This window comes from Kitasatospora setae KM-6054 (genome assembly GCF_000269985.1).
GTDB classification, from domain to species: Bacteria; Actinomycetota; Actinomycetes; order Streptomycetales; family Streptomycetaceae; genus Kitasatospora; species Kitasatospora setae.
Genome location: NC_016109.1, coordinates 7,853,553 through 7,866,537, shown reverse-complemented (window position 1 = coordinate 7,866,537; position 12,985 = coordinate 7,853,553). Strand labels below are relative to the sequence as shown.

Annotated in this window: 2 protein-coding genes; both read right to left on the bottom strand. The window is 74.6% G+C overall.

What is annotated here, in order from left to right:
- Nucleotides 1-76: 76 nt before the first annotated feature.
- Complete coding sequence (locus KSE_RS39055; protein ID WP_014140025.1) at nucleotides 77-1,570, bottom strand: hypothetical protein; 1,494 nt, start codon at nucleotides 1,568-1,570, stop codon at nucleotides 77-79.
- Nucleotides 1,571-1,695: 125 nt separating this feature from the next.
- Nucleotides 1,696-12,882, bottom strand: coding sequence for an EndoU domain-containing protein (locus KSE_RS46060; RefSeq protein WP_014140024.1), 11,187 nt, complete (start codon nucleotides 12,880-12,882; stop codon nucleotides 1,696-1,698).
- Nucleotides 12,883-12,985: the final 103 nt, after the last annotated feature.

Below are 12,985 nucleotides of genomic sequence, written 5' to 3'. Positions count from 1 at the left end.
GTGCGGGGTCGGGCGGTCAGACGATCGGGTGGTCGGACTATCAGGCGGTCCGATCGGGCGATCGGGCGGGACGCGGTCAGGCGGTGCAGTCGACGCGCACGGCGGACGCCGCGTGGTGGGCCTTGTCGAGGGCGGCGCTGCCGTAGTCGATGCCCCGGTCGTGCAGCATCACGGCGATCTTCCCGGCGGTCACCGGGAAGCTGCCGGCGTTGACCCAGCTGCCGCGGTTGGCGGTCTGGTCGATGGTGAAGGCGCCGAGGGTGCCCTCGCCGGTGGTGAAGTAGCGCTGCACGGTGTAGTACGAGGGCTTGCCGCCGACCACCTTCGGGTCGGCGCTGTTCGGGACGAACACCGAGAGCTTGCAGGTGCCGCTGGTGATCGGCGCGGTGTTGAACGCCCACAGCACCGAACCGCCCGCGTCCTTGCCGCTCGCGCCGGACATCGGGATCGACACGTACGAGCCGCTGCAGCCCGAACCGGCGTAGCCGCCCGCCGAGTTGGTGGTCCAGCCGGTGGTGCCCTCGCTCCAGCGGCCGTTCTGGTCGATGCCGGTGGCGCAGCCGAGGCCCGCGACGGCGCTGAAGGAGGGCGCGGCGGGCGCGGGGGGCGCGGAGGACTTCGCCGGGGCCGGCGGGACGACGGGGGCCGCGCCGCCGGTCGTGGTGGTGCCGCCGCTCGTGCCTCCGGTGGTGCCGCCGGCGGCGCTGCCGCCGCCCGTGCCGCCTCCGGTGCCGCCGCCCGTCGTGCCACCGCCCGTCGTACCGCCCCCGGTGCCGCCGGGCTTGGCGGCCGCGCCGGTGCTGCCGCCCGGGGTGCCGGACGCGCCGGCGGGCGTGCCGTCGGTGGCGCCCGGCGAGGGGCTGGCCGAGTCGCCCGGCAGCGACGGGACGCCGTCGACCGGGACGGCGACGGCGGTCGGGTCGTTCGGCCCCGGGGTCGCGATCAGGTCGCCCAGCTCGGGGCCGCCGGCCGGGGTCTGCTCCGCCCGGCCGACCCCGCCGCCGGCCTTGGGGTCGCCGCCGGAGAGCGCGAACGGCAGGCCGAGCAGCAGCGCGCCCGCCAGCACGGCGGCGATCACCACCGGCTTGCGCACCCGGCCGCGGCGCTCCGGCTCCTCCGTCCCGTCCTCCTGGTGGGGTTCCTCGCCGTACCCGCCGTCGCCGTACTCGGCCCCCGACGGCACCGGAGCCGCCCCCGGCTCGGGCTCGGGGGACAGGAACGGGAAGACCCGGGGCGAGGTGCGCGGCGGGCGCGGCGCGCGGCGGCCGTCGTCGTCGGCGGCCTCGGTCCGGCCGTACTCGGGCACGGCGGGCGCGACGGCGGCGGACGCGACGGGGGCGGGCTGCGGCTCGGGCTCGGGCTGCGGCTCGGGCTCGGGCTGCGCCTGCGGCGCCGGCTCCGCCGGGGCGGCGGCCTGGCGCTTGCGGTTCGGGTCGGGCAGCACTCGGCCGTACCGTGGCGCGGACGTGTCGGCGTCGGTCTCCGCTTCCTCGATCTCCCAGGCGACCGGCGGCAGTTGGATGCCCCCGGTGCTGCCCTGCGGGCCGTTCCCGTCCGTGCTCGTACCCACCAAAGACTCCTCGGCTGCCTAGCGGTCCGGTCTGCGGGGCGCCCGGCCCACCGGCCCGTACGCGCTCCCACCCCGTAGGTACGGACCGGCCCGCTCCGGCGGTTCACCGGGGGCGGGCCGCGGTGTCACGCCCCGCTGCCGGCCGGGTTGAGCACCCCGAGGATGTCGTCCTCCACCCGCCAGTCGTTGCGGGCGGCGGCACGGAGTTCGTCCGGAGTGAGCCGCTGCCCGCCGTGGCGGCGGCTCAGCCAGCGCTCCACCTTTTCGAGCAGCCGGCGGATGTCGGCGTTGGTGGGCTCGGTGGGCTCCTTGGTCGGCAGCAGTTCCCTGATCAGGCCGTTCAGCTGGTCTCGGGCGCCACCGGCGGCTTCGGCCAGCCGGTGGACCGTCCAGATCCGGTGCCGACCGGCCTCGCTGTGGACGGTGAAGTCGGTGCCGTAGGCGGCGCGCCCGAGCTGGACCAGGCCGGCCAGTCGGCCGCGGGTCTCGGCGTCGAGCGGGGTCCGGGGGGCGCCCTCCTGGTTCGGCCTGGGGTACAGCAGTTCCCAGGCGTCCTCAAGGATCCGCGGGTCACCGTTGAATCTCAGGTCGCCTTCGGGAACGGTTTCACTGAAAGCAAGGAAAGTATCGCTCGGGATCTTGCTTTCACTGGTATCCGCGAAGGGGATGTCGACGGTGAACGGCAGTACGCCGCTGCTCCGGCCCAGTTCCTTCCCGCCTTGGAGGGCCACCGCCTCGATCCGGGCGTACCCGCTGTACCGGGCCATCTCGGTCGGGTACTTGCCGTTGGAGACGGTCTGCCCGGTGCCGCCCTGGCCGCCGCCCTCGCGGACCGTCCGCTGCGCGCCGAGCAGGAGCGCCGGGCTGTGCGAGAAGTCGTCGGCGAACTTGAGGCCGACCCGCAGTTGGCCGCCGCCGGAGGAGGACGACAGGGCGGTGCCGGACGCCCCGGCGGTGAAACCGTTGGCCGGGCTCAGCTCGATCTTGGCATCCTTGCCCTGATAGTCCAGCTCCAGGATCTTCACCCCCAGTTCGAGGCTCTTGTCGCCGCCGAGCGGCCAGCTCCCCGGCTGCCCGGCCGAGACCGGGTCGGTGCCCCGGGTGGCGGCGGAGAACAGGGCGGAGAGATAGCTGTGCGAGGTGACGCTCCGGGCGGTGTCGGTGGAGCCGCCGAAGTGCTTCACCTCCAACTCCCGCACCATGTCCTGGAGTCCGCCGACGTCGCCGAGCCAGCGCAGCACGTCGGTGTCGCCCAGCCCCTCCTTCCAGACCCGCTCCGGCGGCACCCGGACGGCCTGCTCCGGGCCCGGCTTGTACGGCAGCGCCGGCCCCTCCTTCGCCCCGGACGCGGCCGGCTTCACCACCGGACCGGTCTCGGCCGTCTCGATGAGGGTCTCGAAGCCGACCCGGGCCGTGGTCCGCAGCACCACCTTCCGGCCGAACCTCGGCTTCCAGGTGATCGTGAACTGCAGCTCCGCCTCGCCGCGGTAGGCGCTGCCCGGCACCTTGGCCTTGGAGGCGGAACCGGACGCCACCGACTTGGCCTGGGCCTCGATCCAGTCACGGCCGCGCCCGTAGTTGCCGGCCAGCCCGATCGTGACCGGCACCGTGCCCGGGACGGTGCCCGCCCCTCCGAGGTTCGTGCTGTGCCCGCGCCCCGTGCCCGAGTGGGTCTCCGACCCGGAGTCGGCGAAGCCGTGCTGGACGTCGGTGCCCGCGTTGAACTCGGTGGTCCCCGCGGCCCCCAGGTGCTCCAGCCGGCCGACCAGCACGGCCCCCGTCTCGACGGTGACCGACCCGATCCGGAGCGGCTTGCGGTCGCCCGCCAGCATCCCCTTCAGCCTGGCCTGGAGCCGGTCCGGCGTGAGCTCGCCCTCCAGCTCCGCCCGCATCCGGGCCCAGTCCCGGCTGGCGAACAGGCCCTTCGCCAGCCGCCCGACCTCCGCCGCGGCGTCCTTCGCCCGCTGCCAGCCCTCCGCCGTCCATCCCGGCCGCCGCTGCTCGGCCGCGTCCTTCCAGCGCCTCGGCCCGTCCTCCAACTGGTCGACCAGCGACTCCCCCAGGGTCCGGCGGGGTCCCTCGCCGGGCTCGGTCACCGAGTGGACGTCGGTGACGATCGCCGAGGAGTCCAGCCGGTCCCGCTCCAGCGACTCCGCCAGCTTCCTGGCTTCGGCCTCCGCCGCAGCGGCCCTCTTCGCCGCCGCCTGCGCCTCGGTGTCCTCCGGCCGGACCTTCGGCACGGTGTCGGCCACGGCGTCCCGGAGCGGAACCGCCACCCGCGCCCTGACCGACGCCGAATCCGTGACCGGCGGCCCGTCCTCCCGCCCCATCCAGGTGAACCTGACCTCGACGTCGTACACCGCGTCGAGGTCGAACACCGCGGCATCCTCGACGTGCTTGCCCCGGTTCGACACCGAACCGACGACGTCCGCCGCCTCGCCGTGGGTCTGGTCCCTCCGCTGGACGTGCCCCACGGCGCCCTCCAACGCCAGCGCCTTGACCTTGGCCTGGACGCCCCCCGTCCCCCGCAGCACCCGGTCCTGCACGTACCCCTGCCCCCGGGACGCCCGGCTGCCGGACTCGAACTCGTACCCCTTCACCGGCCTCGGCGGCACCGGCGCCTTCCCCTCCCCGCCCGCGACCGGCTCCCGCACCTTCGCGGTGAGGACGATCTCCGCGCTCCACAGTCGCCCGCCGACCGTCTCGGTGAGCTTCGCCCCCCGGCTGAGCCGGGACAACTGCCCCTTCAGCACCAGGTGCTTGAAAGCACGGTCGATCCGGCTCGCGTGCTCCGCCGTCAGCGTGTGCTTCGCACCGATGATCGCCTTCACCTTGGCGCGGACATCGGCGGTACTGCCCAGGCTGTGCACCACATAGGACGCGTTCAGCTCGTTCCGCGACTTCACCCGGGACGGCAGGACGGGGACGGGCGGCTGGTCGTCCGGCTTCTTGTCCTCGTCCTCGCCCGGCTTCTTGCCCCCGTCCGCGTTCTCGTTCGCGTTCGCGTTCTCGTTCGCGTCCGACTGCGGCTCCTTGGGCTTGGGACGCTCGAAGTCCTTCTGTCCCTTCGGGAGTTCGCGTTCGACGGTGCTGGTCTTGTCCAGGCCGATCTCGACCGTGACCTTCTCTCCGGCGGTGGCCTTCCGGCCCTTCACGTCGACTTCGACCCGCACCGTCAGTTCGGCTCCGTAGAGCACCTGCGGCAGCTTGTACTTGCCGTTGGCGACGACGCGTTCGTTGCTGCGGTCGCGCCAGCCCTCGCGGGCCCGCTGCTGGGCGCTGCCGACCGGCGTCACCTCCACGCCGATGCCGGACGCGCTGTCCTTGCCCTTCCCGCCGGCCTGGAAGTGCAAGGTGTCGGTGCGGGAGGACAGGCCGCGGACCTCGCTGAAGGCGTTGGTCTCGCTCACCGGGTTCAGCTCGGCCTCGTCGTCGACCCGGCGGTGGGTCAGCCGGTCGAGTTCCGCGGTGAACGTGACGACGATCCCGTCCTTGCCGCCCAGCTTGACCTCCACCGACTCGCCCCTGCTCAGGGCGGTCATGTGGGCGGCCAGCCTCGGCAGGTTGACCGTCGCCAGCACCTCCTCCCGGATCCGCGGCCAGTCCTTCCCGTAGCGCTCCGCGCCCTTGGCGTCGAGCGCCTCGCGCAGGGCGGCCGTACCCTCCAGGTCGCGTACGACGACCGTGTCGTCCAGGCCGTTCGCCCAGACGTCGTCCGCCGGTCCGAGGATCCGGTGCGTCGACGCCGCCTCGACGTTCCCGGTCTCCGGCACGGTCGCGGGCACGGTCTCCGGCTTCGGGAGGAGGCTCCTCTCCTCGGTGTCCCGGCGGTCGACCAGCAACCGGACGTCCGCCGCTCCGGCGGGCTTCCCCTCCTTGCCGTTGAAGGACACCGTGAACTCGACGGTGCCCTCGTACAGGACGCCGGGCACCTTCGCCTTGCTGGTCAGCTGGGACGTCAGGCTGCTGCCCTCGATCACGACGCCCTCCCGGGCGTGCCGCTGGTTCGCCCCGCCGTTGACGATCCCGTCGCCCAGGGCCGGTCCGGTGGTGGGGAACAGCGGGAACTGTCCGGCGTGGCCCCGGCTGCGCTGACTGCCGCTCACCTGCTGGACGACGGTGCCGATGTTGAACTCGGTCGGGTCCGTCACGCCGACCACCCGCAGGTCCCTGACCTTCGCGGTGATGTCCACCCGGGCCAGCGGCTCGCCGTCGGCGTCGGTCAGCACCACGGTGATCGGCTCGCCCGCCGTGGCGCTCTTCAACTCGTGGTGCAGCCGGGCGAAATCGACCTCGGCGAGGATCTTCGCCCGCAGCGCGGGCCAGTTCTCCCGCACCTGTGCCGTCGCCTCGGCCCACACCGCGTCGAGCAACAGCTCCACCGGCGTCTTCGGTACGGCGTCCGACTGCCCGGCGTCCGACTGCCGGGCGCGCGGGGTCAGCTCCAGGACGATCTCCTGCCCGCCGATCCGGCCGTCCCTGGCCAGCCGCGACGGGGGCACCAGCTCGACGTCCTTCGGCGGCGCCTGGTACCTCGGCGCGGCGACGGTCAGCCCGACCTCGACCCGTTCGACCGCCGCCTCGGCGTCCGGACGCACCGGGGCGCGATGGTGCCGCAGCCCGCTGAAGTCCAGTTCGAGGGCCATCGTGGAGTCGTACACGACCGCATCGACCGAGGTCTTCGAACGCGCCACCACACCGCTGACCTCGACGTGCGTCTCGCCCTCGCCGCGATCGTGGAAGTAGCCGACCAGCTCGGCCAGTTGGATGTCGTCGTTGGTGTGCCGAAGCTGGCCGCCGACAGCGAACTGCCACTGCTTCTCCGCGCGCCCGCCCACCGCGACGGACCGGTCCGCCCCGTTCTCGAACTCGATCTTCGTCCGCCCCTTCCGCCGCTCGGCCCGGGCGAGCTTCCCGCGCAGCACCACCTCGCCGCTCCACCCGTTCCCCCGGAACGGCGCCCGCCACGTCTCCCCCCGGGACACCGCCGCGAGGATCGGCCGCAGCACCGCCGGCCCGAAGTACGCCTCCGCGAAGGCCCGCACCGCGTCCCGGTCGCCCTTCGCCTTCGCCACCAGCACCTCGATGACCTTCTGCCGCAGCGCCACCTCGTTCGCGCTCAGCGCGAGCACCAGGTCCCCGCCGTCGATCACCGTCTTCGGCGGCCGCGCCGCGTCCTCCGCCTCCTCACGCTCAAGCCGCTCCCGCTTCTCCTCCGCGAGCCGCTGCTTCTCCTGCGCCTCCGCGCGCGCCTTCTCGCGCTCCTTCTCGCGCTCCAGGCGCGCCCGCTCCTGCTCCGCCCGCTCCGCCCGCAGCTTCTCGGCCGCCTCCTGCTGCCGCGCCCGCTCGTCCTCCTCCCGCCGCACGCGCTGGAGCCGCGCGGCCTCCTCCCGCTCCTCCACCCGCCGCAACCGCGCCCGCTCCTGCTCGGCCCGCTCCTTGGCCCGCCGCAACCGCGCCTGCTCCTGCTCGGCCCGCTCCTTCGCGCGCAGCGCCTCCCCGTCCTCCTGCCGCTCCCCCTGCTGCTCCTTCTTCTCCCGCTCCTTCGCCTCGGCCTCCTCCCGCTCCCGCTCGCGCAGGACCCGGGCGGCCTCCTCCGCCTTCGCCTTCGCCTCCTCCCGCTCACGCGCGAGCTTCTCCTCCCGCTCACGCAGGACCCGCGCGGCCTCCTCCGCCTCGGCCTTCGCCTTCGCCTTGGCGGTCTCTTCCTCGGCCCGGCGGTCCTTCGGGGGGTGGCCGAGTTCGACGAGGGGGGCGTGTGCGGGGCCGACGGTGTCGGGGGATTCGTCGGTGGGGCGGAAGCGGATGTCGAGGGCGTGGGCGAGCAGGGACGGGAGGAGGTCGGATTCGGTGGGGGACAGCGGGTCGTCGGGGTCGCCGAAGCGCCTGCGGAGTTCGGTGAGGGCCTGGTGGTGGGAGAGGTTGCCCGTGGGCTCGGGTGCGAGGTGTCGGCCGCCGGGACGGACGAGGGCCAGGAGGTCCTGCGGCAGTCTGCGGTTGTCGGTGTTCAGGTAGTCGGCGATCGCCTCGCGCAGGACGCGGACGGGGTCGGGGGCGGGGCCCGTTGCGGGGTGCGGGCGGGCGGCCTTCCGGACGAGTGCGGGGTCGGCGGCCGCGAGCGCGCTGAGCAGCGGGTGCGGCGGCGGTTCGCTGGCCTGGTAGTGGACGCGGGCGCCGTCGCGGTAGATGGCGAGGGGGCGGCCGTTCTCCGGTCCGACGAGTTGGTCGGCGCCCGGTCCGACGGGTATCACCCGCAGGCGGAGGTTCAGTGCGTGGGCGACGAGGGCGGGGAAGCTGTCGCCGTAGTCGGAGTTCCAGGCCCAGGCGTTGATGGCCCTGAGCAGGCCGGTCCGTTCGCTCGGCAGCATGGTCTCGTCGGAGCGGCGGGTCTGTTCGCGGACGAGTTCGGCGAGTCGGGCGTGGTCGAGGTCGGCGGCGGCGGCGCGGTCCTCCGGGGCGAGGTGGGCGAGCAGGGCTTCGCGGGAGAGTTCCTGGGTCCAGTTCGGGTTGCTGCGTTCGAAGAGTCCGGTCAGGGCCTGGAGGCGCAGGTCTTGGTAGCTGTGGCCGTCGGCGGCGGCGCGTTGCCCCGGGGTGAGGAGCTGCCGCAGTTCCTCCCGGTGGTAGTACTGCTGCTGGCCGAGGTCCCGGGCCCGGACCATCCGGATGATGTCGGGCGGGACGGCCGCCAGGTCGAGGCTGCCGAAGTGTGCCGCGATCCGGTCGATGAGCCGGCGGGCCGTCGCCTTCTCCCGCAGGGGGTGTCCGGCGACGAGTTCGGGGGCGCTGACGCCGACCGCGTGGAGCAGGCAGAGTCCGTCGTCGGGGACGTCGATCCGCCGGCCGGGCTCGGGCAGGTCGTTGCCGGGGACGTGCGGAGCGTGCGGGGTCTGCGGCGGGGTCGGGGCGGCGCGCCGGAGGTCGGGGTGCGGGGGCTGGGCGGGGAGGGGTGCGGGGGTGGCGGTGGGCGGGCGGTGGCCGGTGCCGGGGGTGGCGGGTTCGCGGAGGGGGGCGCTGCGGTGGGTCGGGGCGGGGGTGCCGGGCTGGTCGTCGGTGGGGCGGTGGACGAGGTGGCGGCCGTCGCGGGTGACGCCTTCGATCCGGACGCCGCGGGCCTCGCCGACCCAGTGTTCGGCGCCGGTGCCGGGGGGCCGGGGGTCGCGGCGGTTCCGGTACGCCTCCTCGACGGCGGCGTGGACGTCGGCGAGCGTCCAGTGCTCGGGGTACATGGTGTGCGGGGGCGCGCCGGCGGGGGTGTGCCAGTGGGTGTCCTGCCGGGCGAGCGGGGCGCCGGGGGCGATCGTCGGGTCGAGGTAGTGGACGGTGGCGCGGTAGGTGCCGTTGGGGCGGGCGGGTTCGGGGAGGCGTTCGATCCGGATGCCGTGGGCGGCCGCCGCGGCGGGGGTCGGGGCGTGGTGGGCGCCGGTCATGGTGTGCCGGTCGCCGTACTGGAGCAGGTCGTCGCCGCGCAGGTCGAAGGGCTGCCGGGTGGAGTGCCAGGGCGCGTACGCGGGGGTGTCGAGGTCGGACTGGCGGTCGGCGGGGCGGAAGGAGGTGAACTCGCCGGCCTTGACCTCGCCTTCGATCCGGACGCCCGCGTACTCGCCCTCCCAGTGGTAGGCGTAGGGGCCGGTCCTGGTGGTGTTCCCGGTGCGCAGGGCGTGCTGGTAGGCCTGTTCGGCGGCGTAGACGGCGTCGTCGGCGGTCCAGTGCTCGGGGAAGACGGTGCGGTGGCGGGCGCCCGCCAGGTCGCCGGCGGGGTCGTTCGGGCGGGGGCGGAGGTGCTCGGCGGGGCCGCCGACCACCCGGAAGGTGCCGTTGCGGTGGCCGCCGCCGGGGACGGGGGCGGGACGTTCGCGGCCGGAGCCGGCGGGGGCGTACAGGTGGCCGCCGCCGTTCGGGCCGCCGTACAGGGCGGTGCGGCGGGTGTCCTCGCCGAAGCGGGCGCGGGCCGGCAGGTCGGGGTGCGGGGACGGGGCGGGGCCGAAGGCGGCGTCGACGGTGGCACCGAGCTGGCGCAGGTTGCGGGCGCGCAGGACGCCGCGCGGGGCGTCGGTGCCGGGGGTGGTGCCGGTGCGGTCGAGGTCGAGCAGCGGGCGGTCGCGGCCGTCGCGGTACCAGGTGCCCATCAGTCCGCTGTCGGGGTAGACCGGGCGGGGGCCGGCGCCGGCCTCGCGGTACTCGTCGGCCAGGCCGAGGGCGTGGCCGAGTTCGTGGGCGAGGGTGGTGGCGTCGCTGTGCAGGTTCCAGTTGGTCAGGTCCTCGCGGCCCGCGCCGGGGTGGACGGTCGCGGTGTGGTGGGCGTCCTCGGGCCGGTCGGTGAACTCGACCTCGACCCGCAGCCGGTCGCCGCCGGGCAGCCGCTGGCCGAGGTCGTACGTGTCGGCGACGCCCTGCCGGGCGCGCTGCCGGAGCGCTTCGAGGGCCTTGGCGGTGTCGGGGGCGGCGGGGTCGAGGTGCCGGGTGTCGAGGTGCACCCGCAGGGTCAGCAGGGTCTCGGTGTCGCCGTCGGGGTAGCGCAGCCGGGTGGCCTGGAACGACTCGTGGCGGCGTTCGGCGGTGCTCCGGGCGAGCGGGTTCGCGGGCGGCCGGATCTCGCGGGTGCCGAGCACGGTCGGCGACCCGCCGCCGGACGGGTGGGGCGGACGCTGGTGGGGTTCGCCCCAGACGTCGGTGATCAGGCCGTCCTCGACCCGGACGTTCACCTTCACCCCGGCGTGCTCACCACGGAACACCAGCGGCGGCGGCCGGTCGCCGACCCGCTCGCCGACCTGCTCGGGCACGCCGGTGGTGGCGATCCGGTGCGCGGCCAGCCGGGCCTCGGCGTCGGACCAGTCCTCGGGCAGACCGCGCCGGGGGCGCTGCCAGGCCGCGTCCCCGAACGCCGCCCGCGGCGGGCCCGACGGCACGTCCGGGGCGACGGGCACCTCCGGCACGACCGTGGCCTGCGGTGACGGCTGCTGTTGCTGCTCGACCTGCTGGTGCTGCGCGGTGACGTGCTGCTGTTGCTGCTGCGCGGACGGGACGGGCCGGACCGGCGCGGCGACCGGCTGCTCCAGGACCGGCCCGTGGCTCTGGGTGGGCGCCTTCGGTGCCTTCGGCGGAGGCGGCGGCGGAGTCTCCCCGGCCGCGCCGCCCGTGCTCGTACTCGTGCTCGTGCTCGTGTGCGTGCTGGTCGTCAGGTCCTCGTCCCGGGACCGGGTGGGCGGCTGCCCGGCCGGTGGCTTCGGCACGTTCCCGCCGGGTTCGTCCAGGTGCTCGGCGCTCTCGGTCGGGACCTTGACGACCGGTTCGGTGCCGCCGGGGTGGTCGCCCTCCAGGAGGTCGACGTGGTCGAGCAGCGACTGGATCAGCTCGGCGACCTCGGAGTCGGCCGGGGGCGACGTGACCGGCTTCCCGGAGGCGTGGCCGACCGCGTCGGCGAGGTCGTCCAGGGTGCCGTGGCGCAGCTTGGCGACCTCGTACGAGCCGGGGTGGCCCATCCGGGGCACCGGGAACGGCACGATCTTGCCGGAGGCGAGGCTGGCGAGGGCGGCGAAGCTGATCGGGTGGTGCAGCGGGAAGTACTCGGAGGCCCCCTCGGCGACCGCCTCGTACTGCTTGTCGTGGACCCACTGCTGGTAGCGGGCCATCACGGGGTGGGCGCCGAGGTGCAGGACGTGGCCCATCGCCCCGGTGAGCACGCCGCCGAGGAAGCTGCCCGCGCTGACGCTGAACTCGTGGTCCTCGCCGAAGATCAGGTTGTAGAAGCCCTCGCTGAGGACGTTCTGGGCGCCGCTCTGCAGGTAGCCGCCGAGGGCGAGGCCGAGGTGGTAGGCCCGGTTGCCGCCGGTGATGCCCTCGGCCAGGTCGGGCAGGTGGGTGGAGAGCATCTCGACGTGCCGGGCGGAGAGGCCGGGCACCTTGGGGTCGACGCCCTTCAGGACGTCGCCGAGCGCGGTCCTGAGCCCGCCGCCCGGGGCGGCCCCGGCCGCGGCGCCCGCGACGTCCTTGGCGACGGCCCCGGCTCCGGCACCGGCGGCGTCCTTGGCCCCGGCCCCGGCCGCGGCGCCCGCGACGTCCTTGGCGACGGCCCCGGCTCCGGCACCGGCGGCGTCCTTGGCCCCGGCCCCGGCCGCGGCGCCCGCGACGTCCTTGGCGACGGCGCCCAACCCGTCCTTGAGGGCGGCCCGTTCGACGCCGCTCAGCCAGTTGCGGGTGAACGCCTCGCCGAACTCGCGGCCGAGTGCCCGGGCCGCCTCCTTGCCGCCGAGCGAGTCGCCGAGGTGCTTGGCGAAGATCGTCCCCATGTCCTTCTCGAAGATCTCGGCGAGGGTGCCCCTGCCGACCTTCCCGAAGCCGTTCTGGAGTTGCTCGGTGGCGGCCTCCAGCAGGCTGCCGAGGTCGCGGGCGAGCGCCTTGGCCTCCTTCTTGGTGAAGGCCATCCCGGCGAGCTCCTTCTCGGACTTGGCGAGCAGCTCCTTGCCCAGCAGGCCGGTCGAGCCGGTCCGGCCCTCCTTCTCGGCGGCCTCCTTCGCCGCCTTCAGCAGGCCCTTGAGGCCCTGGAGGTCGCCGTGCACCAGGTAGTCGCTGAGCCGGTCGGCGAGCAGTTTGCCGCCGCTCTTGCCGATCAGCCGGCCCAGCAGCTTGCCGAGGCCGAGGCCGAGCAGTTCGAGCGGGCCGCCCAGCACGCCGCCGATGACGCCGAACAGGGCGGCCTGCTTGGTGTACTCCTTGTCGACCTCCTTGCGGTTGCCCTGGCCGATCTGGATGCCCTGGATGATGCCGTCCATCAGCAGGCCGCCGACCAGGCCGGCGAAGGTGTGCATCAGGATGGTCTTGAGCAGGTACTTCATCAGGGCCTGGAGGGCGACCTTGGTGAGCAGCTTGCGCAGCACCAGCCCGGAGAGGCTGGCGCCGAAGCTGAACGGCGCCCAGAAGATCGCCAGCGCGATCTCGACCAGCAGTTGGACGAGTTGGGCGATGGCCATCCACTTGGTGTACTCGACGGCGTTGGCGACGTCGGCCGCGCAGTCGGCGAGCTTCTTCGCGGTGGCGCCGGCGGCCGTGACGTAGTCGTCGCCGCCGGTGCCGCCGATGAAGGACTTCAGCTCCTCCGAGAACGCCTTCATGGTCGCGCCCTCGCCCTGGCGCAGGCAGGCGACGGCGACCTTGGCGATCTGCTCGCGGAGTTCGGGCATCTCCTCGGCGAAGCGCTCGTAGGCGTCCCGGACGTCGCGCAGCTCCCCCTCGCGGATCTTCGGCCAGGGCATGCCGGTGATCGCGCTGAAGAAGGCCGCCGTCGAGGCGTTGACCTCGATGGAGGAGTGGGACACGGGAACCGTCCTCGCCTGGGTACGCGTCGCTCGCCGTCGGGGGGTCCGGGCCTGGCCGGACGGGGCTGGCCGGGGGGGCCTGGCCGGGGGCCGGGCCGGGTCG